24 protein-coding genes, 2 rRNA genes and 1 riboswitch (1 of these 27 running past the window's edge) are annotated in these 22,010 nt (G+C 46.2%); of the genes, 24 read left to right on the forward strand and 2 right to left on the reverse strand.

What is annotated here, in order from left to right; genetic code table 11:
- The 3 genes from ACYCS5_RS14825 to ACYCS5_RS14835 form a co-directional block, all read left to right on the forward strand.
- Window positions 1-1,287, forward strand: a 23S ribosomal RNA gene (locus tag ACYCS5_RS14825); it begins 1,640 nt to the left of the window's first position.
- A 145-nt stretch (window positions 1,288-1,432) separates the two neighbouring features.
- Window positions 1,433-1,549, forward strand: a 5S ribosomal RNA gene (rrf, locus tag ACYCS5_RS14830).
- A gap of 234 nt (window positions 1,550-1,783) precedes the next feature.
- Entirely contained in the window at window positions 1,784-2,203 is a 420-nt protein-coding gene (locus tag ACYCS5_RS14835; protein WP_013308104.1) for a hypothetical protein, read from the forward strand.
- Between the two features lie 365 nt (window positions 2,204-2,568).
- On the opposite strand, the gene ACYCS5_RS14840 is transcribed toward ACYCS5_RS14835, so the two are convergent.
- A complete protein-coding gene (locus ACYCS5_RS14840) occupies window positions 2,569-3,096 on the reverse strand; it encodes a hypothetical protein (protein ID WP_459761278.1) in 528 nt (175 codons plus the stop codon).
- A 400-nt stretch (window positions 3,097-3,496) separates the two neighbouring features.
- Between ACYCS5_RS14840 and ACYCS5_RS14845 the strand changes: the two genes are divergently transcribed.
- From ACYCS5_RS14845 to rsmI, 10 genes are all read left to right on the forward strand, one after another.
- A complete protein-coding gene (locus ACYCS5_RS14845; RefSeq protein ID WP_023986422.1) occupies window positions 3,497-3,682 on the forward strand; it encodes a sigma factor G inhibitor Gin in 186 nt (61 codons plus the stop codon).
- 143 nt (window positions 3,683-3,825) lie between these two features.
- On the forward strand, window positions 3,826-5,409 hold the full coding sequence (locus ACYCS5_RS14850; RefSeq protein WP_029519391.1) for an aminotransferase class I/II-fold pyridoxal phosphate-dependent enzyme: 1,584 nt from the start codon (window positions 3,826-3,828) through the stop codon (window positions 5,407-5,409).
- Window positions 5,410-5,512: 103 nt separating this feature from the next.
- A complete protein-coding gene (tmk, locus tag ACYCS5_RS14855) occupies window positions 5,513-6,160 on the forward strand; it encodes a dTMP kinase (protein ID WP_029519390.1) in 648 nt (215 codons plus the stop codon).
- A 74-nt stretch (window positions 6,161-6,234) separates the two neighbouring features.
- A complete protein-coding gene (locus ACYCS5_RS14860; RefSeq protein ID WP_007427998.1) occupies window positions 6,235-6,564 on the forward strand; it encodes a cyclic-di-AMP receptor in 330 nt (109 codons plus the stop codon).
- A gap of 197 nt (window positions 6,565-6,761) precedes the next feature.
- Complete coding sequence (locus ACYCS5_RS14865; protein WP_013308108.1) at window positions 6,762-7,205, forward strand: YaaR family protein; 444 nt, start codon at window positions 6,762-6,764, stop codon at window positions 7,203-7,205.
- A gap of 161 nt (window positions 7,206-7,366) precedes the next feature.
- Window positions 7,367-8,362: a DNA polymerase III subunit delta' gene (gene holB / locus ACYCS5_RS14870; protein WP_023986424.1), complete on the forward strand. Its 996-nt coding sequence runs from the start codon at window positions 7,367-7,369 to the stop codon at window positions 8,360-8,362.
- A 138-nt stretch (window positions 8,363-8,500) separates the two neighbouring features.
- On the forward strand, window positions 8,501-9,301 hold the full coding sequence (locus tag ACYCS5_RS14875; protein WP_013308110.1) for a PSP1 domain-containing protein: 801 nt from the start codon (window positions 8,501-8,503) through the stop codon (window positions 9,299-9,301).
- 27 nt (window positions 9,302-9,328) lie between these two features.
- Complete coding sequence (gene yabA, locus ACYCS5_RS14880; RefSeq protein WP_025722558.1) at window positions 9,329-9,703, forward strand: DNA replication initiation control protein YabA; 375 nt, start codon at window positions 9,329-9,331, stop codon at window positions 9,701-9,703.
- A gap of 91 nt (window positions 9,704-9,794) precedes the next feature.
- Complete coding sequence (locus ACYCS5_RS14885; RefSeq protein ID WP_029519389.1) at window positions 9,795-10,550, forward strand: tRNA1(Val) (adenine(37)-N6)-methyltransferase; 756 nt, start codon at window positions 9,795-9,797, stop codon at window positions 10,548-10,550.
- Window positions 10,547-11,428: a 16S rRNA (cytidine(1402)-2'-O)-methyltransferase gene (gene rsmI, locus ACYCS5_RS14890; protein ID WP_029519388.1), complete on the forward strand. Its 882-nt coding sequence runs from the start codon at window positions 10,547-10,549 to the stop codon at window positions 11,426-11,428. Before ACYCS5_RS14885 ends, rsmI begins: the two co-directional genes overlap by 4 nt.
- 124 nt (window positions 11,429-11,552) lie before the next feature.
- On the opposite strand, the gene ACYCS5_RS14895 is transcribed toward rsmI, so the two are convergent.
- Window positions 11,553-11,807, reverse strand: a complete 255-nt coding sequence (locus ACYCS5_RS14895) for an AbrB/MazE/SpoVT family DNA-binding domain-containing protein (RefSeq protein ID WP_007428005.1) — start codon at window positions 11,805-11,807, stop codon at window positions 11,553-11,555.
- Window positions 11,808-12,138: 331 nt separating this feature from the next.
- Here ACYCS5_RS14895 and ACYCS5_RS14900 point away from each other — a divergent pair, with 331 nt between their 5' ends.
- The 11 genes from ACYCS5_RS14900 (at window position 12,139) to spoVG (ending at window position 21,971) form a co-directional block, all read left to right on the forward strand.
- Window positions 12,139-13,422: an HD domain-containing protein gene (locus tag ACYCS5_RS14900; protein ID WP_029519386.1), complete on the forward strand. Its 1,284-nt coding sequence runs from the start codon at window positions 12,139-12,141 to the stop codon at window positions 13,420-13,422.
- A gap of 42 nt (window positions 13,423-13,464) precedes the next feature.
- Complete coding sequence (locus tag ACYCS5_RS14905) at window positions 13,465-14,235, forward strand: TatD family hydrolase (protein WP_459761279.1); 771 nt, start codon at window positions 13,465-13,467, stop codon at window positions 14,233-14,235.
- 201 nt (window positions 14,236-14,436) lie between these two features.
- Window positions 14,437-14,719, forward strand: a riboswitch (cyclic di-AMP (ydaO/yuaA leader).
- A gap of 271 nt (window positions 14,720-14,990) precedes the next feature.
- The gene (locus tag ACYCS5_RS14910) at window positions 14,991-16,139 is read left to right on the forward strand and encodes a G5 domain-containing protein (protein WP_459761280.1); all 1,149 of its coding nucleotides are present in this window, start codon (window positions 14,991-14,993) and stop codon (window positions 16,137-16,139) included.
- 146 nt (window positions 16,140-16,285) lie between these two features.
- Entirely contained in the window at window positions 16,286-16,831 is a 546-nt protein-coding gene (gene rnmV, locus ACYCS5_RS14915) for a ribonuclease M5 (protein ID WP_013308117.1), read from the forward strand.
- A 7-nt stretch (window positions 16,832-16,838) separates the two neighbouring features.
- The gene (gene rsmA / locus ACYCS5_RS14920) at window positions 16,839-17,723 is read left to right on the forward strand and encodes a 16S rRNA (adenine(1518)-N(6)/adenine(1519)-N(6))-dimethyltransferase RsmA (protein WP_029519379.1); all 885 of its coding nucleotides are present in this window, start codon (window positions 16,839-16,841) and stop codon (window positions 17,721-17,723) included.
- 55 nt (window positions 17,724-17,778) lie between these two features.
- The gene (gene yabG, locus ACYCS5_RS14925) at window positions 17,779-18,675 is read left to right on the forward strand and encodes a sporulation peptidase YabG (protein ID WP_023986432.1); all 897 of its coding nucleotides are present in this window, start codon (window positions 17,779-17,781) and stop codon (window positions 18,673-18,675) included.
- Window positions 18,676-18,876: 201 nt separating this feature from the next.
- Window positions 18,877-19,158 (forward strand): biofilm formation stimulator Veg, encoded by a 282-nt coding sequence (veg, locus tag ACYCS5_RS14930; RefSeq protein WP_013308120.1) that lies wholly within the window; start codon window positions 18,877-18,879, stop codon window positions 19,156-19,158.
- A 162-nt stretch (window positions 19,159-19,320) separates the two neighbouring features.
- Window positions 19,321-19,500 (forward strand): small, acid-soluble spore protein, alpha/beta type, encoded by a 180-nt coding sequence (locus ACYCS5_RS14935; protein WP_007428013.1) that lies wholly within the window; start codon window positions 19,321-19,323, stop codon window positions 19,498-19,500.
- A gap of 144 nt (window positions 19,501-19,644) precedes the next feature.
- Window positions 19,645-20,499, forward strand: a complete 855-nt coding sequence (gene ispE / locus ACYCS5_RS14940) for a 4-(cytidine 5'-diphospho)-2-C-methyl-D-erythritol kinase (protein ID WP_459761281.1) — start codon at window positions 19,645-19,647, stop codon at window positions 20,497-20,499.
- A 181-nt stretch (window positions 20,500-20,680) separates the two neighbouring features.
- Window positions 20,681-21,508: a pur operon repressor gene (gene purR / locus ACYCS5_RS14945; protein WP_013308122.1), complete on the forward strand. Its 828-nt coding sequence runs from the start codon at window positions 20,681-20,683 to the stop codon at window positions 21,506-21,508.
- Between the two features lie 175 nt (window positions 21,509-21,683).
- The gene (gene spoVG, locus ACYCS5_RS14950; RefSeq protein WP_007428016.1) at window positions 21,684-21,971 is read left to right on the forward strand and encodes a septation regulator SpoVG; all 288 of its coding nucleotides are present in this window, start codon (window positions 21,684-21,686) and stop codon (window positions 21,969-21,971) included.
- Window positions 21,972-22,010: the final 39 nt, after the last annotated feature.

A 22,010-nucleotide genomic window follows, 5' to 3' on the forward strand; every position in this document is an offset into this window, starting at 1 on the left:
AAGGTGCCCGTACCGCAAACCGACACAGGTAGGCGAGAAGAGAATTCTAAGGCGCGCGGAAGAACTCTCGTTAAGGAACTCGGCAAAATGACCCCGTAACTTCGGGAGAAGGGGTGCCTCGGTAGGGTGAATAGCCCGAGGGGGCCGCAGTGAAAAGGCCCAAGCGACTGTTTAGCAAAAACACAGGTCTGTGCGAAGCCGCAAGGCGAAGTATACGGGCTGACGCCTGCCCGGTGCTGGAAGGTTAAGGGGAGTGGTAAGCCTTCGGGCGAAGCTATGAACCGAAGCCCCAGTAAACGGCGGCCGTAACTATAACGGTCCTAAGGTAGCGAAATTCCTTGTCAGGTAAATTCTGACCCGCACGAATGGCGTAACGACTTGGGCGCTGTCTCAACGAGAGATCCGGTGAAATTTTAATACCTGTGAAGATGCAGGTTACCCGCGACAAGACGGAAAGACCCCATGGAGCTTTACTGCAGCTTGATATTGAATTTGGGTACGATCTGTACAGGATAGGTGGGAGCCGTAGAACTTTGAGCGCCAGCTTGAAGGGAGGCATCCTTGGGATACCACCCTGATCGTATCTAGGTTCTAACTTGGTACCGTGAACCGGTGCGAGGACAGTGTCAGGTGGGCAGTTTGACTGGGGCGGTCGCCTCCTAAAGAGTAACGGAGGCGCCCCAAGGTTCCCTCAGAATGGTTGGAAATCATTCGAAGAGTGCAAAGGCAGAAGGGAGCTTGACTGCGAGACCTACAAGTCGAGCAGGGACGAAAGTCGGGCTTAGTGATCCGGTGGTACCGCATGGAAGGGCCATCGCTCAACGGATAAAAGCTACCCTGGGGATAACAGGCTTATCTCCCCCAAGAGTCCACATCGACGGGGAGGTTTGGCACCTCGATGTCGGCTCATCGCATCCTGGGGCTGAAGTAGGTCCCAAGGGTTGGGCTGTTCGCCCATTAAAGCGGTACGCGAGCTGGGTTCAGAACGTCGTGAGACAGTTCGGTCCCTATCTGTCGTGGGCGTAGGAAATTTGAGAGGAGCTGTCCTTAGTACGAGAGGACCGGGATGGACGTACCGCTGGTGTACCAGTTGTTCCGCCAGGAGCACCGCTGGGTAGCTATGTACGGAAGGGATAAGCGCTGAAAGCATCTAAGCGTGAAGCCCCCCTCAAGATGAGATTTCCCAATTAGTAAGACCCCTTGAAGACGACGAGGTAGATAGGTTGGGGGTGGAAGTGCAGTAATGCATGGAGCTGACCAATACTAATCGGTCGAGGGCTTATCCTAAGATAAAACGCAAATGAGTTTCGGATCCAGTTTTCAGGGTGTAAGCTTTGTATTGTATAAGCTCAAGTGGCTTATATGGAACAAGTAAACACACAGCATTTGGCGATGCTGATTCCTGAAAAAGAATTTACGATGTAAATTCATGTTTGGTGGCGATAGCGGAGGGGTTCCACACGTACCCATCCCGAACACGACCGTTAAGCCCTCCAGCGCCGATGGTACTTGGACCGCAGGGTCCTGGGAGAGTAGGACGTCGCCAAGCAACAGGTGAAGAGGACCATGATCTCATTGAGATCATGGTCCTCTTTTGCATATACGTATATTTTGGGAATATCCTTGCAAAAGGAAGGTAACATTTTTGTTACGGAATGTAAGAGTAAACCCTGTATAATATAGGTATTGAATCCCATACACACACGCTGCATTGTTGCAGAATTATGCAAACTCCATCATAGGGTTTTTGTATAATCAATCAGGCTGGTAAGGAGGGAAGATCATGCGGCGAAATAAATGGCTTGCTCTATTGGTGCTATTCAGTGTCGCTGTCGCGATTCTTACCGGGTGCGTGGAAGAGGAGCCTTCTTGGACATCGTTTGAGGGTGCTGCCAACGAGAAGACGTTTCCGGTTCCCAAAGAAGCTAGTAAAACCGATCGGGCCAGCAGTAATTCGGACATGGACTATGTTCGCTATGCACTGCCAGCGTTGAAGGAAAGTGATAGTCTACCTGCTCCTTATCTAGAGGAGATTGCAGCTTGGGGGTGGACTGAGGAACCGAATCTATCCACCTCCAATCAGAAGGTGTTTCAGAAAAATAAACACATGGTGCATTTGTCTGTGCATGATGGTTCTTTTACTGTATTGGTTCCAAAAGACAGAAAGGCTGTTGTGAAGAGCAAAAGCGTGGATCTTAATTAGGAGTACGGTTTTCAACCGGTAAGCAGCATAGGACTTAATGTAGATCATATTTATAGTAAACTCATAGCGTATCGTATGCTGTGTATAATGAGGAATGATGAGATTGGATGTGGGGAAGCACTCAGAACTGCCGTTGAGTAGGGAGTAGCTTCCTTTTATATATTTGCATGTTGAATAATTGCTCTACATTAATAATGAGGATAAAGGTGAGGAAAGTTTACTTGATAAGAGAATAAAGCGATTATGGTTGTTAAGTCGCAAAAAAAGGAGTAACCGATTGAGGTTGCTCCTTTTTGCTTCAGTCTAGATCGTTGTAGGTAGTTCAGATCGGAATTTTTTATCTGTACGGATATGAGTGGTTAGATTTACTGTTGATAATATGAGGCATCTTCATCGGTAAACTTCAACATGCCGTCTTTTCTCTCGCCCGTAAGCCGACTGAGGATGTATAGACGCGGTGCAATAAGCCATAGATGCCAGAAGAGTAAGGATACCGTAAAGGCTGGTGGAGACCAGAGAATGAATACGCCTGATAAGCAGATACCGATCCAGAGGGTATGTATGTGCACACGACGAAAGATGCTATAGCCTATGTACTGGTCTGTCATATAGCCTAGCCATGGTAACTTACGGTGGAATGTCCAACGTTTGCGGAAGGATGCTCCGCCACCGATGTATAGGACAGATCGTGAGATTACGAAGTGTACCCATAAGGTAAGGAAAAAGGCAAGAGCAAACAAAAACACGCTAGGCCAGGAAAAGGCAAGAAGCAGAAAGAGAAGCATAATAATAGGCAGTGAAATATGACTCCATACTAGTTGACGCGGTATACTGATTTTTTTAATGAGCTTGTAGTGATAGTAGGTAGCTTTGGTTCCGGTTTCCTCTGTCATGCGAACAGTCCTTTCATTAATCTACTGCATCACAAGTGGCTTCCCGTCCACAGCCGGAAAAAGGGACGGTACTTCGCTCATGCCGCTTTAAATAAGCATTTAATCGTTTTTGTAGAAATACAGAATGATCGACATCCAGTGTTAGCTAGCCTACTCTATAATTACTGGAAAAGCTATCACTGATGAAGTGTTCAAGGCTCCGATGAAAGGGTATCCATACATAAGAGCTTTTTCTTATTATATCGGCATAGACGGCTGTTTTTTAAACATACGGGGTACAAACACCATAATGGCCCAGGAGGAATATATATAGAGTATATCGTCAAACTGAGCTATGAAAAGGTTTAAAATAGTAGAAAGTGCCCCATACTAATAGTAAAAGAAACAAGGTGGGATGGATATGCATGATCAAGGCGGCCACCGCTGTATTATATGCGGACAGCACAAGCATGAAGGCATTTTTATCGTTTCCGAGTTTATCTGTGATACGTGTGAAGCTGAAATGGTACACACGGATGCAACTGATGCCAAATATCATTTTTTTATTGATCAACTAAAGCAAATCTGGGTACAGAAAAATGCATAATATCCTTTGCTAATTAGTCTTTGAAGGATTGGCATTCAAGGTCTGTCGATACGGGCCTTTTTTTCTGTGAGTAAAAGTAGGATTCCGCTTGATTTTACGATAAAATAAGGTAGATATAAAGCTTTGTTTGGAAGGATTGCAGAATGATGGGGAAAAAGGCGGTACACGCACCATTAATGGAAGCTCTAATACGTTACCGGACTCAGGGCAATGCTTCTTTCCATGTGCCCGGTCATAAAAATGGACAAGTATATGAGCATGAAAATATTGCATCTCTGTTGCAAGAAGTGATGTCTATTGATGCGACAGAAATTACTGGACTGGATGATTTGCATCACCCAGAAGATGTGATTCGTGAAGGGCAAGAGCTGGCTGCAAAGTGTTTTGGTGCTGAAGAGAGCTTTTGGCTAATTGGAGGAAGCACGGTCGGTAATTTGGCTATGATTTTAACTGTATGTACGGAGCCGGGAGATCTACTGCTGGTACAGAGAAATGTACACAAATCTGTCCTGAACGGTCTCATGCTGTCAGGGGCTAATGCGGTATTCCTGGATCCGGAAATAGATACACTGAGCGGATTGGCGGTTGCCCCAACGACGGATACAATAAAGGCTGCACTGAAGACATATCCTTCGGCAAAAGGGGTGTTACTTACACTACCTAATTACTATGGGATGGGACATGACCTAACGGCAACGGCTAAGGTCTGTCATGCAGCCCATGTGCCGCTATTGGTAGATGAGGCCCACGGTGCCCATTATGGGCTGCATCCTCGTTTGCCAGCCTCTGCGCTATCCTGCGGGGCTGATGTAGTCGTCCAATCGACACATAAAATGCTCCCAGCCATGACCATGGGGGCCATGTTACATGTGCAGGGAAAGAGAATTCATCGGGAACTACTTCGTCAGCGACTGGCGATGGTGCAAAGCTCTAGCCCTTCTTATCCGTTAATGGCTTCATTGGATTTGGCAAGATGGTATATAGAGGCGTATGGAGCAGATGCCTTTACCATGGGCTTAGCGGCAGTAGATGCTTTTAGAAAGGGCCTGGAGCAGCTCCCGCGCTTTCGCTTGTTAGAATCTACACAGCAGGCACTAGAGGGGGAATACGCTCACAGGGGAACCTCTGAGGTCCTAGAAAGGGCTGAGGAGGGAATAAGCAGATATTCAACCCAGGATCCCTTTAAATTGGTGCTGTATGATACATGGGGTATACTGGATGGATTTGAACTCAAGCACGAATTGGAGACTTACGGATGTGTTCCAGAGATGAGCGACGAAAAACATGTTGTTTTATTGTTTACGTTAGGCTCTACGGCTAAGGATGCGAGTCACCTGTTGCAGGCTCTTGTGCATATAAATAATGATATAAGATTTAAGGAGACGGCTGGTGAGCCGGGGCCAACGGAAAAAGAGCAGCAAAGACTCGAATTAGATTTTTCCACGTGGAACAATGATAGAATGAAGGGATACTCTATTCCGGTGCCGTTTGGGCTTCGACCGATTAGCCCCGATCAGATGGAGACGGTGCCTGTAGAGGAATGCGCTGGTAGGGTAGCGGCCGAAATGATTATCCCGTATCCTCCAGGTATTCCACTGCTATATGCAGGAGAAACGATCACAGAAGCGATTGCACTGCGGATGGGTCGTCTACGTAAGCTGGGAGCCAAATGGCACGGGGTAGCAGATGAAAGTATGCTTACAATTCGGGTATTCCGTTTACAATAAAGATTAGATACTAGAGACTTAACAAATACAGAAGACTGAATAAAAGAAGCATACGTAGCCTGTGGGTGACTTTTATTTTTCAGACAGGAAAGCAGGGAATAACATGAATCGCAAAGGGATTTTTATTACACTGGAGGGGGGAGACGGCTCCGGTAAAACAACTATGATTCAACGGCTGGCGAAGTTTATGGAGGAAGAAGGCTATCCAGTCATCACGACAAGGGAGCCGGGTGGCATCGAAATTTCCGAAAAGATTCGTTCTATCATTTTGGACCCTGCTCATACCAGTATGGATGCTCGAACAGAGGCACTTTTATACGCGGCGGCACGGCGTCAGCATTTGGTGGAGAAGGTAAAGCCGGCTATTGAACAGGGAGCTATCGTATTATGTGATCGTTTTGTGGATAGTAGCTTAGTCTATCAAGGATTTGCAAGAGGAATCGGAATTGAAGAGGTAGCTTCAATTAATCGTTTTGCGGTAGATGATTGGGAGCCGGATGTCACATTTTATCTGGATATTGAGCCCGAACTGGGATTGGCAAGAATTAGTGCGTCACGAGGAGCAGAAATGGACCGCCTCGACATGGAGAGTATATCGTTTCACCATAAGGTGCGAGAGGCATATTTGGAGTTGGCTCGCAAATTTCCGGAGCGAATTACAATTGTTGATGCATCTCCGGCGCCAGAGCAGGTGGAGCAAGTATTGAAGGATTTGCTGAAAACACGGTTTGCTCAGAATTTTAGCATATAATTGTCGAAGGATATACGGTAAAATTGAGCTAGGGACAAGGTTGTCTCTAATATGACTTGAAGGAGGAATACAGGATGAAGCTGATTATTGCGATTGTACAGGATAAGGACAGTAATAGATTATCCAGCGGACTGGTGAAAGCTAATTTCCGTGCTACCAAATTGGCGAGCACAGGAGGATTTCTGCGTGCAGGTAATACGACATTTATGATCGGTGTTGATGACAATCAGGTGGACTCATTAATGAACGTCATTCGCAGCAGTTGCAAGGTTCGTGAACAGCTGGTCACACCCGTTACCCCTATGAGCGGGACGACGGACTCCTATTTACCGTTGCCTGTTGAAGTCCAGGTGGGTGGAGCGACGGTATTCGTGATGCCTGTAGACCGTTTCGAGCATTTCTGAATCTACACAATAGGGCCTATTCTGCCGATATGATAGGGGAATCGCCTGTATCTTCCTGCATGATGGGAATGAGGGCAGATCTACTAAAACGGCAGCGCTACAGCGCAGTCCCCGGAAAGCCGAAGAAACCCTGAGTTCTAGGTTGAACTGTTCATGAAGGGGGAAAGTGGAAGCATCCGGGGAGAAAGCAGGTTTATATGAAAATAAATCCGGGCTATCGCCCTTTACAAAGTACATTGTCTACAAATGAAATGAGTGCAAAGCCAATTCAGCCCAAGAGCTTCTCCGACGTTATGCAGCAAAATGGTGAGCAAGCTTCGCAGGAGGAATTGAATCGGCGCTTTAAGGAAATACAAATGCAGGGAGATCGTCTTGCACGTTCAATGACGATTCGTGAGCTGAAGGCCTATAAGATGCTGGTTAAACGGTTTTTGGAAGATACCGTTCGGCGAGGCGTGTCCATGAAGGACACGAAGGGCTGGGATCGCCGGGGACGCAGCAAACGTTATAAGCTGATTGATGAAGTGGATGAGCTGTTGCTCAAAATGGCAGATGAACTGCTCGAAACCGAGCAAGGCAAGATTGAGCTTTTGCAAGGGGTCGGTGAGATCAGAGGATTGCTAATTAATCTCTCATTTTAATGCAGACTTATGTTATAAATGAATACAGACGGGCTATTGCCACGAAGAAATAATCTGCTTGCTGATCATGCTGGCAGATTATTTTTGACTATGTACATGCCTGGAAGAACAACGATTTGCCGATGGATCACAGTTGTTTTCAGTGGAGAAAGTGAGGAAATATGTCTTTTCAACATATAATGGGCCAGGATGTAGCCAAAAAAATGCTGCAAAGTGCACTACGGAATCATACGGTCAACCATGCCTATGTTTTTAGCGGGCCGCCGGGAAGCGGGCAGATGAACATGGCGCAGATCTTTGCTAAGGCTTTATTTTGTGAGCGACAGACGGACGATGCATGTGGGGAGTGTTTGTCATGCCGCAAGGTAGAGCACGGGAATCATCCAGATTTGCATATTGTAGAGCCGGATGGAGCTACGATTAAAATTGATCAGATTCGCGGGCTTCAACGTATATTTTCTTACAAATCTGAAAGCTCCAATCCGAAGGTATATATCATTCGACAGGCGGATACCATGACAGTGCAAGCTGCTAATAGCTTACTTAAATTTCTGGAGGAGCCCCAAATTCCAGTGGTCGGTATACTCATTTCTGAAAATGGACAGGCGTTGCTGCCTACGATTCAATCACGGACGCAGCAGGTTCCTTTCCACGCTTTACAGCCGGAGGTGATGATGCAGGCATTAATTGGGGAAGGCTATACGGCAGGGCTTGTCCGGTCGGTCGTTCATATTGCTTCAGGACTGGAATCATGTAGAGAAATTCTCCAGCAGAATTGGTTTGCAGAAATTAGAAACGTAGTGTTACAATTAGTGAAGGAGTCCATGAGTCGGGGGAGCTCGTCTATTATTCTGGCTCAACAGAAGATTTTTAAAACTGGACTTTCTGAACACCTGGATATTCTGTTTCATCTGTTTCATTTGTGGTTTAAGGATATGCTTCATTTCCGTTACGGAAGGCACGAAAGCATTGTTTTCATAGATCATTTGGAGTCCGTCTCCAAATTGGCAATCACCCGCAGCACGGAACAATGGGTCTCTTATATGGATTTGGCCGCGAATTGCAGGAAGAAGCTCCGTTTTCACGTCAACGGGCAGTTATGCGTGGAGCAGCTTCTGATTGGGTTGTCCGATACAAGCGGTTCTATCACCGGCTAACAGGAAGGCGCGCTTGTTCCACTCTGCACAATCCGCGACGCCAGGTTCCCGGTTTGTGCGACAGTGAGACTTCAATTGCGGCCATTCGTACAATGTCGGCTTCAAATGAGGTTTAGTGGCATACAAGGGGGTTAATTTTTGTATAGTGTAGTGGGTGTCCGTTTCAAGAAGGCGGGCAAGACTTATTATTTTGATCCGCTGGATCTTCCAGTGGAGAAAGAAAACTGTGTCATTGTAGAGACCGCGCGCGGTATTGAATATGGCAAGGTTGTAGTGGGCAAAAAAGAGGTAAATGATTCGGATGTTGTCCTGCCCTTAAAAAAAGTCATTCGTATTGCTGGGGATGATGACGCTCTTGTGGTAGAAGAGAATAAATTAGCGGCCAAGGATGCATTCGGCACGTGTTTAAATAAAATTAAAGACCATGGCCTTAAAATGAAATTGGTAGATGTAGAATTTACATTTGACCGCAATAAGATCATTTTTTATTTTACGGCAGAGGGTCGAGTAGATTTTCGAGAGCTTGTAAAGGACTTGGCCAGTATTTTTCGTACACGGATCGAGCTGCGGCAGATCGGCGTACGGGATGAGGCTAAAATGCTTGGCGGAATTGGACCTTGTGGACGTATTCTGTGTTGCTCCTCATGGCTGGGGGATTTTGAGCCGGTATCTATTAAGATGGCGAAGGATCAGAGTTTGTCGCTGAATCCGACGAAGATTTCCGGGTTGTGCGGGAGATTGATGTGCTGTCTCAAGTTTGAACATGATAACTACGAAAGTATGCGAGAAGAGCTACCTCAGGTGGGTAAGATGGTTATCACCTCTTTGGGGGAAGGTAAAGTCGTAGGTGTGAATGCAGGTCATCGCACGGTGCATGTTCAACTGTTTGAGATCAGTAAGGTCAAGGAACTTCCAATGGACGATGTAGTCGTCAAGTAAACCATTAGGTTGCTTCGGGGTGGAAACTTGGATAAATTAAATGTTTTTGCGCGTATTCACGAAATGGAAACCCAAATGGGACAGTTGCATAGCGATCTGGGTGAATTGAAACTGGCAGTTAAAGAGCTGCTGGAGGAAAATCAACGACTAACGATTGAAAACGAACAGGTGCGCAAGATGCTCAAACGTGAAACCTCTGGAGAAGAAAAGACGGCAAACAAGCCGAAGCTTCCTCCTCCGATCGTCATTAAGGATGAAGGGCAAACGGGTGAGGTCGTGGGCGAAGGCTACGACAATCTAGCAAGGCTGTATCATGAAGGATTTCATATATGCAACGTGTATTACGGACATTTGCGAACGGAAGGCGATTGCCTCTTCTGTCTGTCATTTTTGAATAAATAAAAACAAGCCGTAGGAGCAAGATGCCTACGGCTTTTTTTGTAGGGAAGTATGAGTGAAAAGCGACTTTGGTTATAAAAGATGGGAGAGCACTATGGAGGAAAAAGAAAAGAAGTCTGAACGAATTGATGATCTGCTTTCACATAATTTGCGCATTATCCAGAGTGATGAAGTATTCAGCTTCTCGATGGATGCGGTCTTGCTGGCACGTTTTGCTGGTATTCCGCAGCGTGGAAAGATTCTTGATCTGTGTACAGGCAATGGGGTTGTCCCCCTGCTGCTAACGACACGAACAAAAGCGTCTATTGAAGGAATTGAGATTCAACCACGCTTGGCAGATATGGCTAGACGCAGTGTCAGCTTGAATGGATTAGAAGCAGCAATTCAGATTCGGGAAGGGGACCTGCGTGAGCTGGTTCACATCACGGGACATGGTGTTTATGATGCGATTACCGTGAATCCCCCCTATATGCCGCTAAATGGTAGCGATATCAAGCTGAATCCTCACCAGGCAATTGCCCGTCATGAAGTGAACTGCACACTGGAAGAAGTCATTCAGGCATCCACCCGGCTTGTCCGTAATGGGGGAAAAGTATCCATGGTTCATCGCCCGCAGCGGCTGGGCGAGATTATAACCTTGATGCGTAAACATAGTTTGGAACCCAAAAGAATACGTTTTGTTCACCCACGAGTTCATATGGAAGCCAATATGGTACTGGTTGAAGCATTACGTGACGGTAAACCCGAGGTTCGTTTGTTGCCTCCGCTCATTGTATATCAGGAAAATGGGAATTATACTCAGGAGATAAGAGATATCTATGGAGAAGTAAGCAAGGGGGATTCTGTGTGAAAGCAGCTGTACAAAAAAGCTTTAGTAACAGCGAAGAAGAACGGGGAAAGTTGTATCTTGTTGCAACACCCATTGGGAATCTGGAAGATATGACCTTTAGGGCAATTAACACCTTAAAGTCGTGTAGTATTATCGCTGCCGAAGATACGCGGCAGACACGTAAACTGCTCACTCATTTCGAAATCACACCGGATATGCTCTTTAGTTATCATGAACATAATAAGGTTGCCAGTGGGCCTGAACTGATACGTTACATAATAGAAGGGAAAAACTTGGCGCTGGTTAGCGATGCAGGTCTACCGGCCATTTCTGACCCTGGTTCGGATCTGGTCAAGCTGGCACTGGAAGCGGGAATTAGCGTCATCCCCATCCCAGGAGCGAATGCGGCACTATCTGCTTTAATTGCCTCAGGACTGGATACAGAAAGGTTCACCTTCGCTGGTTTTCCACCACGGGAGAAAAAGGACCTAGAGAAGCTGTTGCTATCGTTTCAGGTATCTCACGGCACAATTATTTTTTATGAATCGCCTCATCGTATTGTGAAGACATTGATGGTGTTGAAGGAAACATTAGGTTCACGCAAAGTGGTGCTTGCGCGTGAGCTGACCAAGCTGCATGAGGAATGGGTACGAGGAACCGTGGAGCAATGCCTTGCTAAACTAGAGGAAAATCCACCGATTGGTGAGTATTGTCTAGTGGTTGAAGGAAAAGACGAAGAGGAAGAAGAACAGGAACGTCAGGCATGGTGGCAGTCCTTATCTTTGGAGTCCCACGTCGCACATTACGAGCAAGAGGGACTTACACGCAAGGACGCAATGAAGCGTACAGCCACAGATCGTGCAATCTCCAAGAGAGATGTTTACAACGCACTCTTATGAATATCTGCCTAAACAAAAAAGGGCCTTCCAACGGTTGGGTTCAAACCGTGGAAGGCAACAAGGAGTGTATATGAAAAAGGTTAGAATTAACAATATCTGATAAGTCTATTATATACTAAAATTCTCAGTTTGTCACAGGTGTTGGGATTTCAGAAATGCAATCTTGGCAAACAATTTTCCCTTTGAAGTAAATTACGTTCTCAGCATTACCGCAGAAGATACAAGCAGGCTCGTATTTTTTAAGCATGATGCGTTCGCCATCAACATAAATTTCCAACGCGTCTTTTTCCCCGATTCCCAGGGTACGGCGCAATTCGATTGGAATAACAACACGTCCGAGCTCGTCGACTTTTCTTACAATACCAGTGGATTTCATCATAATAAATCAGGCTCCTCTCGCCGTTTAAAATAATATAAGTGTCATGATTCGACAAAATTTTCTCTTTTCTGATATTTACTATACCAACGATTCCCAAAACAGTCAACCTAAAAAATGTAGTAACAGTCTGATTATGCAAAAGTATTTAGATTAAAGAGCTTTACTCATGTGCATTGCCTTATCTTATTGATGATTTATTCAATTTGTCGATTTGGAAATGTCGAAAAACTATAATTCGACATATTACGACAAAGAATGTCGAATGAGGGAAATGCTTTAGGATTTTATTGTATTTTAATCCATTATTCCGAATATTAAAGGAGCTGATATCTTGCACCAGCCACTCAGTGAAGAAAAAGTATTTAAAGACCCGGTACATAATTACATTCATGTTCAGGATACTGTGATATGGCGGTTGATCAACACGCCGGAGTTCCAACGTTTACGCCGCATACGGCAGTTAGGCACATCGTATCTTACGTTTCATGGAGCGGAGCATAGCCGTTTTTCACATTCATTGGGCGTATATGAGATTACGAGAAGTATTATTTCTCAATTTGAACGTGGAGATTTCCCAGATTGGCCGAAAGAGGAAAGGCTGGTTGCTCTGTGTGCAGCTCTATTGCATGATGTGGGGCATGGCCCATTTTCACATTCAATTGAGGAAGCCTTTCATATGAACCATGAGGATTGGACATGCCGCATTGTACTGGGAGACACGAAGATCAACGCCGTGCTACGGCAAGTCGACGAGAAGCTTCCACAAAAGGTGGCTGCAGTTATAGCCAAAACGTATGATAAGCCGATTGTTGTTAACTTGGTGACCAGTCCGCTAGATGCCGATCGTATGGATTATTTGTTGCGGGATGCTCATTCGACAGGTGTCAACTACGGCACGATTGATTTGGATCGTATTTTACGACTGTTGCGTCCTCATAATGGGAGAATTGTTGTGAAGGAATCAGGCATGCATGCAGTAGAGGATTATTTAATGTCACGCTATCAGATGTATTGGCAAATTTATTTTCATCCTGTAACACGCAGCTCGGAGATCCTTTTACGTAAAATTTTCAAGCGAGCAAAGGAATTGTTTAAAAACGGATATGAGTTTGGTTTTCTGCTGGACCCGCTGCCGGATCTGTTGAAAGGAGAGCTTACAGTAGAGCAATATCTAATGCTCGATGAGTCATTAATTCAGACCGTATTTAGCCAGTGGAAACGAGAAAAAGACGAAATTTTAAGTGATTTGAGCAGCCGCTTTATGGACCGTAGATTGTATAAATATGTAGAGATTGAAAATATGGATACAGATACCATTGACAGTATTCGGAAAGCTTTGGAAGAGGCTGGTTTGCACCCTGAATATGATTTTGAAATTGATTTTCCGACGGATCTTCCTTATGATGTGTTTCGGCAGGGTGGCTCGACGGACAACCAGATTTTACTGCTTGGACGTCAGGGCGAGGTGAGTGAAATATCCGAAGTTTCGGAAATTGTGCGCTCCATAAGTGGTATTCACCGAGGGAAATATCATATGTATTTTCCCCAGAATAAATTGAACGCGGTAAAAGACAGGCTTCCTGCCGAAATAAGGAATTATTTTGTCAAAGAATAGACAACTATATAGAAATGTAAGTAAAAAAAGGAGATGTAAACCTTGGATTTGTTCGACACTCATACTCACTTGGATGCGCCACAATTTGACGAAGATCGTGAAGAAGTTATAGCACGTGCTGTCGAATCAGGAGTAACGCGGATGATCAATATCGGATTTAATCGTGAGACCATTCCATCCACCATGAAATTGGCCGAGACGTATGATTTTATTTATGCGGCAGTTGGATGGCACCCGCAGGATGCGATTGCAATGCAAGAGGGCGATTTAGAATGGATTGCATCGTTATGCAGTCATAAGAAGGTCGTAGCCATCGGAGAGATCGGTCTGGATTATTATTGGGATACATCACCGAAGGATGTTCAGCATCGGGTGTTTCGAAATCAAATTGGTCTGGCTCGTGAGCTCAAAATGCCCATTGTTATTCATAACCGGGATGCCCATGAAGATATTGTTAAGATTTTGCGTGAGGAAAAAGCGAGTGAGATTGGCGGAGTCATGCACTCCTTTTCTGGGAGCTGGGAGACAGCCCAAATGGTGCTGGATATGGGATTTCACCTTTCCTTCGGTGGTCCTATTACGTTTAAAAATGCCAAGCAGCCAAAAGAGGTGCTGGCACAGGTGCCACTGGACCGTCTGCTCATTGAAACGGACGCGCCCTACCTGACGCCGCATCCGTTTCGCGGGAAGCGAAATGAGTCTGCGCATGTGAGACTGGTAGCAGAGGCTGCAGCCCAAATTAAGGGGATTACAGTGGAGGAATTAGTGTCAATAACGACCCAAAATGCCTTGGAACGATTTGACATTCAATAAAAAAGCGAAGAAATCGATCAAAATAAAGAGATAGACGAAGCTAATCATGAATTTGTTGCAGGAAACTCGAGAATATTACAATATTTTAACCGAATATTTTGAAAAATGTACTTGAAACCTGCTTTACAACATGCATAGAAACAGGATATCATCTTTTCAGTGAATTGTTGTTTGAATGTAAACATCAACAAGTCATTTCATGAACCAGTCTCGCTGAGTCCCTTTTACAGGGAACGGGGGAACCGATATGGCTTACAGTACGTCCGGCGTATGTGCAAGAAGGGAACGTCCCTTTCGCCAGCCGGCTCGACCTAATTTCTTTTCCCGGATGGGATTGAACAGGTGGAGGAGCCGTATTTCGATTTCTTTCTGGGTCTTCGGGGTGAATGTGAAGGCGACCGCCATGAGCGGTTGACCCAAGCTAGGGCGACTCTCTACGTCCGAACCCGACAGCTAACCCCGTAAGCGTAACAAGAGAGAAGCCATCTCGTGCATGAGTTTTCCCGCATATTCACACATGCCGGAAGCCACGAAAGAGCTCTCTAGTCTCTTTCTTTGGCTTTTTTTGTTGTGAATAAAAGAAAATCTGTCATCATACTGTGGTTAAACAGGGGAGGACAGCATGCCGCGAAGACGGGTACATGGTGCAGGACAGTCGCAGTTTGGGCTTGTCTTGTAGAAAATCTGTTATAGTCACGTCAAATCTCAACTATGTCTTACTCCAGACGGCGGGCTATGTAAGGAGGACGGAGGAAATGGGCATTTTCCAAAAAGAGGAGACCCATGAGTCACGCTCATCCAGCATGTCTTACGTATTGCGTTGGAAGCAAGAGAATGTGCGCCAGGCTGCTTTGGTTGCTATTTTTCTAATCGCGCTAACGATTATGATTTCAATTCTGATGTACACGCAATCTAAAAAACAAGTCTTTTTTGTCATTGATGGCAAGGCATCTGCGGTAGAAACCCGGGAATCCAAGCTTCAAGATTTGCTGAGCGAGCATTCCATTTCACTTCAGCCGCATGATACAATTTCTATGCCGCTAAATGGAGCAGTACAGGATGGGGACCGCATAGTCATTAAACGTGCCAATCAAGTTAAAGTATCTTCAGGCAATGAGACGAAAAAGCTGTACACAACAGAAAATACAGTAGAAGGTGCCATTCGTACCTCGGGCTATAAATTATCGTCAACGGATAAAGTTTATCCTGCGTTGGATGCCTCTGTTTCGTCTAACATGGACATAAAAATCGTCCGTGTGAAGAAACAGCAGGTCGAACAGAAAAAACAGGTGCCTTATCAGGTCATCAAAACGGCCGATCCAAGTCTTTATAAAGGCGATAATCGGGTCATTCAAAGCGGCAAATCGGGTGTGGTAGTCCAGCACGTTCAAAAGGTATATCATGATGGAAAGTTGGTATCCAAACAGCTGGTTAACAAGGAAGTTGCACAGAACCGTGTGGATAAGGTTATTGCGGTAGGAACGAAGAAAAAGCCGGTCGTTCTTGCTGCTTCCGTCGGTCCCAATGATGCGGTTAAGACAACAACGGTTAGTTCGGGCAGTGCTGTCCGTAAAGCAGGCGTCAATTTTAAATATAGCAAAGTTTTACAAAATGTCTCCATGACGGCGTATTCCTCACAGGAGCCAGGTATCGGTACACGTACTGCATCCGGCACGCGCGTGACGGAAGGTCGTACCATCGCTGTCGATCCGAGTATAATTCCAATCGGCTGGTGGGTGTATATCGAAGGGGTGGGCTTCCGCCGTGCGGAGGATACCGGTGGCGCGATTAAAGGCCACAAAATCGATGTGTATTATGAGAGTTTGAGCCGAGCCAACCAATTTGGTCGTAAGCACGGTAAAACCGTATATGTTATCGGACCGGTAAAGCCTGAAATCAACTAAAACAGGTTGTGTATGTTGAGGGCAATGCGATAGTATTAACAACATAGTTATGCCATGCTAAGAAGAGGATATCCTCTTCTTATTTTGTTTTCAAAAGCAGGGAAAGATAAATATAGCTTGCTGTGTAGCAGTGGAGGGAAATGCAAATGATCAAGGAAGTGATCGTGGTAGAGGGCCGGGATGATACGGTGGCCATTCGCCGCGCTGTTGAAGCGGATACGATAGAAACTGGCGGCTCAGCCATTAATAAAATGACGCTGCGTAAAATTGCATTGGCGCAGGAGCGGCGGGGGGTCATCATTTTAACCGATCCCGATCATGCAGGGGAGCGCATCCGTAAGATTATTGCTTCCAAGGTACCCGGCTGCAAGCAGGCCTTTATACCCGAGGCAGAAGCGACGCGCAAAGGAGATATTGGTGTGGAGAATGCCTCACCGGAAGCGATCAGACACGCTCTCGCACGGGTTCATACGACAGTAGAAGGCGCCGACCCGCTGATTGAGTGGGCGGACCTGATTGATGCTGGACTTATCACCCACCCCAATGCTGCTGCACGCCGTATGGCCTTAGGGAATGTGCTGGGTATTGGTTATTGTAACGGAAAGCAGCTACATAAACGGCTCTCTGTATTTCAGATCAGCCGCGAGGAATTTGCCGGAGCGCTGGCACAAATTGAAAGTGAAGGATTGTGATATCCGTATGACAGGAATTCAAGATATAGCAACACCGCGGCGTACAAAGGAAATTATTCAACGGCACGGTTTTTCGTTCAAAAAGAGTTTGGGACAAAATTTCCTGATTGATCAAAATATTCTCAATAAGATTGTGAATGCTGCCGGATTGGATGAGACGAAGGGCGCACTTGAGATTGGTCCTGGGATTGGCGCTTTGACCGAGAAGCTGGCGCAATCGGCCAAGGTAGTTACCGCTGTTGAGATTGACCAGCGGCTACTGCCAATTCTCGAAGAAGTGTTGGCCCCTTATGAGCATGTGAAGGTACGTCATGGAGACGTGCTGAAGCTGGATTTACGCGAGGTGTTTGCAGCTGATTTTGCAGACGTGAGTAAAGTAAGTGTCGTGGCTAATCTGCCGTATTACGTTACTACACCGATTCTGATGAGGCTACTGGAGGACAAGCTTCCTTTGGAGAATATCGTCGTTATGATCCAAAAAGAAGTGGCTGAGCGTATGGCTGCGTCTCCTGGAACGAAGGATTACGGTAGCCTGAGCATTGCAGTACAATATTACAGCGAACCTGAATTGGTCTGTATTGTACCGAATACAGTATTTATTCCCCAGCCAAATGTGGAGTCTGCAGTCATTCGGTTGCGTGTACGGGAAGCCCCTCCGGTGGAAGTGGTGGATGAGAAGCACTTCTTTGAAGTGGTTCATGCTGCTTTTGCCCAGCGTCGTAAAACGATTTCCAATAACTTAAAAAGCCGATTCTTCACCAAAGAGAACAAGGACACGTTGGAGCCGTTGTTGCAACAAGCTGGTATTGAACCCTCCCGTCGAGGAGAAACGCTAAGTATTGAGGAATTTGCGCGTCTCAGTGCTGTTCTGGTGGAAGCAGGTATATCCTAAGCTGGAACCAAACTGTGCATTCACCCATACGATATACGAGGGGTGATACAGTGTGATGAGTTTAGGAGACTTGGTCGTTCGGAAATCGTACGGCGGAGATGTCACGTTTCGCGTTGAGGACATCCAGCGGGATAAAGCGATCATTAAGGGAATAGAATTTCGGTTGCTGGCCGATTCCCCGGTGAACGATCTGGTCAGAGTGCCTGCAGACCAGATTAGCGGTAAGACTCAGCAGGCTCACATTAAGGCTGGTGAGTCTCTTAATCTGTTGCAACGGGCACGCCAGCAGCAAGCTGCTCGTAGTCAGGCAGCTCTGGTTGGGGACTGGAGTGATCCAGTCGAGTCAACGTATTTTGAAATGCCGGGAAAGGTTCTTCATCTGGATGGAGATCCCGGCTATTTGAAAAAATGTCTCAGTTTATATGAACAGCTCCGTGTTCCTGCAGAGGGACATCACGTTCATGAATCGGCAATGGCGGATACGTTGTACCGGCTGCTTCCCCGTATCCGTCCGGATATTGTAGTGATTACCGGACATGATGGCGTGCTAAAGCAGCCACAGCCTTACGATTTGTACAGCTTGAAAAGTTATAAAAATTCGCAAAATTTTGTGGCGGCAATTCAGGTAGCAAGACAATATGAACGTCATCTGGATTCGCTGACCATTGTAGCGGGGGCGTGCCAGTCCCATTTTGAGGCGCTGCTGCGTGCGGGAGCGAACTTCGCCAGCTCACCAGGGCGTATCCTGATTCACGCGCTGGACCCCGTTTACGTGGCTGCCAAGGCGGCCTTTACTTCGATCCGTGATACGGTGAATATGGGGGACCTGTTTCACCAGACAATCAGCGGCAGTCGCGGAGTGGGTGGAATTGAAACCAGAGGAAGCTATCGCATCGGCCTGCCGAAGCTTGAAAATTTGTCAACGCTTAAAGTAACGCCTTCTGCAATCTAGGATTCAAATGTGCCAATAGGATTGACTTGAACAAAAAGCCTCTGCTTTCAGAGGCTTTTTGTCATTTTTTATATAAATTATTCCTGTTCGCAAAAAATTAAATTGACAACTTATTTTTCGTGTTGTTATAATATTTAGCTCGATTTGACAATCCATCTAAAATTCGTTATAATGGACAAGGAAAGAGGTGGTCGTTAGGCAATGGCTAAAAATACGCTGTTGGAAATCAAACGCAGTCTCGACGCACATGTAGGGCAAAAAATTTTGCTGCGGGCTAACGGCGGACGCCGTAAGACCGTCGAACGAACTGGTGTCTTGGAAGAAACGTACCCTTCTGTTTTTATCGTCAAGCTGGATCAGGAGCAACAGACGTTTAAACGTGTCTCCTACAGCTATGCTGACATCCTTACCGAGTCGGTGGAAGTCAGCGTATATGATCCCGACTCCCATACAAGTGTAGTAGAATATTTTGAAACACCTTAATTCATTTCGTGATTTATACCAGCTTTGCAGGTTTAACGACGGCTTCGTCATTTCAAATGACGGGGCCGTTTTGTATATACAGAGCAGGATGAAGCATGACATCTCTGCACATACTAAGCCGGGAATGATCTTCCTTATTCCATTGCCGAAGGAGGCGTATGTATGAGCCGAAGAAGACGGAGTGTCATGTCGGAGGAGCTAAAGTACGAGCTGGCCAAAGATCTTGGATTTTACGACACGGTCAAGGAAGAAGGCTGGGGAGGCATTAAAGCCAAGGATGCGGGCAATATGGTCAAGCGGGCCATCCAGCTTGCTGAGCAGGCTGCTTCTCGCAAATCGTAGCCATCGGTGGTGCTGATGAAAAGCGGGGATATCCGGGATTAGACCGGGTCATCTCCGCTTTTTTGAACCTCATGACTTGACACGCTGAGTCTGATATAATATGTTAAGCTGTCTTGAGGGAAAAGTTGAAGGTGGGTGAACGCCTTGAAAATATATGAAAAAGCACCGGCGAAAATCAATTTAATGCTTGATGTTCTACGTAAACGGGACGATGGTTATCACGAGGTCGAAATGATTATGACCATGGTCGATCTGTCTGACCGATTGACGATGTCTGAGTTACCGCGTGATACCATTATTATTTCAAGTCAAGCCGGGTACATACCATTGGATGAAAAGAATTTGGCTTTTCAAGCTGCGCGTCTGATCAAAGAACGTTATAACGTGTCTACGGGCGTCCACATCCATCTGGATAAGCATATCCCGGTGGCCGCAGGGTTAGCGGGTGGAAGTAGTGATGCTGCCGCAGCGCTGCGTGGACTGAACAAGCTATGGAAGCTTGGTATCTCGGATGCAGAATTGAGGGTGCTGGGTGCGGAACTGGGCTCAGATGTACCTTTCTGTATTACAGGGGGTACAGCTTTAGCAAGTGGACGCGGAGAACTGCTCAAGCCACTTCCGAATCCGCCACAATGCTGGGTGATCCTTGCGAAGCCGCCGATTAATGTATCGACGGCAGAAGTGTATGGTCGTGTCAAAGCAGATCAGATTGCGCACCACCCGTCTGCCCGCCAGATGGAGCATGCGATCCGTAACGCTTCTTTTACCGATGTATGCAACGCGCTGGGGAATGTACTTGAGGATGTAACACTAAAGCTGTATCCAGAGGTAGAGCATCTCAAAAACTCCATGATCCGCTTAGGAGCAGACGGCGTGCTGATGTCAGGTAGTGGACCTACGGTGTTCGGACTGGTATCGAAGGAAGCCAAAGTGCCACGAATTTACAATGGACTAAGAGGGTTCTGTAAAGATGTGTACGCAGTACGACTTTTGACTTGATTTTAGATGCTTTTTTCTTATTATAGTGGTAATTGTTGTACAAATACGTACGAAGATGATATATTTACTATTAAATATTCGGATTTTACTATATCACTTACATTCCGCCAGCAACCGGCCAGTCCGCCGGTGCTTTACTGTACAAAGCGGGCGGCAGGAGAATAGATCGCGAGGAATTGTTGTGAAAAAACTTAAAAGAAGCTCACGATTGGTGGAAATGACTCAATTTTTGTTGTCACGGCCGCATACGCTGGTGCCTCTTACTCATTTTGCGGATCGCTACGGGGCAGCTAAGTCGTCCATAAGCGAGGATCTGGCCATCATCAAGGAAGTTTTTGAGGATGAGGGCACTGGCGAGCTTCTGACGCTGGCGGGAGCGGCAGGGGGCGTGAAACTGATCCCGAGGCTTTCCAAGCAGCATGCGCTTGCGTTTGCGAACGACCTGTGTGCGCAACTGGAGCAGCCTGACCGCATATTACCGGGAGGATACCTGTATTTGTCCGATTTGCTGGGCCAACCTGCGATGATGAACGAAGCTGGTAAAATATTCGCAACCGCTTTTGCCAATCGTCAGATTGATGTGGTTATGACGGTGGAGACCAAGGGTATTCCACTTGCCTATGCAACCGGAGCACAGCTGAATTTGCCAGTCGTTCTCGTACGGCGTGATCATCAGGTAACAGAAGGCTCGGCTGTAAGTATTAATTATGTTTCAGGATCACAAAAGAGCCTGCATACGATGTCTTTATCCAGACGTGCGATGCGTGAGAAATCGCGTGTGCTCATCGTAGATGATTTTATGAAGGCCGGGGGCACGATTCAGGGGATGGTCGACTTGCTGGCTGAGTTTGATGCTGAGGTGGCCGGTGTAGGTGTGCTGGTAGAATCGGGCGAGGTGGAGAACGAAGAGCGCCTGCTGCACGATTATATTTCACTGGCGAATCTGACCGCAGTCGATTCTCGAAGCAAGCAAATTACGGTCAAGCTGGGCAATTATTTTGATGAGTGAACAGGGCAGTAAATTGTCACAATCCATCATAAAATACCTAAATATGTCGAAAAGAAATCTTTTCAAAAAAATTACCTGAATTTAGGATACGAATTGCCGAAAAAAAGAAGGATTTCGAACTGCTGTGTGGAATGTATACACCAAGTCCTATTTGGAAAAAGGTGGTGAAACACACATGCAGATTACGGATGTTAGACTCCGCCGAGTGAACTCAGAAGGAAGAATGAAGGCGATTGCATCCATTACGATTGATAACGAGTTTGTTGTTCATGACATCCGAGTTATCGATGGTAATAACGGGATGTTCGTAGCTATGCCAAGCAAACGAACTCCAGACGGAGAGTTTCGCGATATCGCTCACCCGATATCTTCAGGAACCCGTGAGAAGATCCAAGCTGCTGTATTGACTGAGTACGAACGTGCAGCTGTGGATGAAGAAGTTGCTATTGAAGAAGGCGCTTAATTCGCCTAAAGCAGGATTGGGGTACAAAAGAAAAAGAGA

This window comes from Paenibacillus sp. SEL3 (assembly GCF_054602585.1).

Coding starts and splice junctions, on each gene's coding strand:
- veg (WP_013308120.1), top strand. CDS start 18,877: ATGGCTAAAAATACGCTGTTGGAAATCAAACGCAGTCTCGACGCACAT.
- tmk (WP_029519390.1), top strand. CDS start 5,513: ATGAATCGCAAAGGGATTTTTATTACACTGGAGGGGGGAGACGGCTCC.
- ACYCS5_RS14840 (WP_459761278.1), bottom strand. CDS start 3,096: ATGACAGAGGAAACCGGAACCAAAGCTACCTACTATCACTACAAGCTC.
- ACYCS5_RS14885 (WP_029519389.1), top strand. CDS start 9,795: ATGGAGGAAAAAGAAAAGAAGTCTGAACGAATTGATGATCTGCTTTCA.
- spoVG (WP_007428016.1), top strand. CDS start 21,684: ATGCAGATTACGGATGTTAGACTCCGCCGAGTGAACTCAGAAGGAAGA.
- rsmA (WP_029519379.1), top strand. CDS start 16,839: ATGACAGGAATTCAAGATATAGCAACACCGCGGCGTACAAAGGAAATT.
- rnmV (WP_013308117.1), top strand. CDS start 16,286: ATGATCAAGGAAGTGATCGTGGTAGAGGGCCGGGATGATACGGTGGCC.
- holB (WP_023986424.1), top strand. CDS start 7,367: ATGTCTTTTCAACATATAATGGGCCAGGATGTAGCCAAAAAAATGCTG.
- ACYCS5_RS14835 (WP_013308104.1), top strand. CDS start 1,784: ATGCGGCGAAATAAATGGCTTGCTCTATTGGTGCTATTCAGTGTCGCT.
- ACYCS5_RS14910 (WP_459761280.1), top strand. CDS start 14,991: ATGGGCATTTTCCAAAAAGAGGAGACCCATGAGTCACGCTCATCCAGC.
- ACYCS5_RS14850 (WP_029519391.1), top strand. CDS start 3,826: ATGATGGGGAAAAAGGCGGTACACGCACCATTAATGGAAGCTCTAATA.
- ACYCS5_RS14860 (WP_007427998.1), top strand. CDS start 6,235: ATGAAGCTGATTATTGCGATTGTACAGGATAAGGACAGTAATAGATTA.
- ACYCS5_RS14895 (WP_007428005.1), bottom strand. CDS start 11,807: ATGATGAAATCCACTGGTATTGTAAGAAAAGTCGACGAGCTCGGACGT.
- ACYCS5_RS14845 (WP_023986422.1), top strand. CDS start 3,497: ATGCATGATCAAGGCGGCCACCGCTGTATTATATGCGGACAGCACAAG.
- ACYCS5_RS14935 (WP_007428013.1), top strand. CDS start 19,321: ATGAGCCGAAGAAGACGGAGTGTCATGTCGGAGGAGCTAAAGTACGAG.
- yabG (WP_023986432.1), top strand. CDS start 17,779: ATGAGTTTAGGAGACTTGGTCGTTCGGAAATCGTACGGCGGAGATGTC.
- ACYCS5_RS14865 (WP_013308108.1), top strand. CDS start 6,762: ATGAAAATAAATCCGGGCTATCGCCCTTTACAAAGTACATTGTCTACA.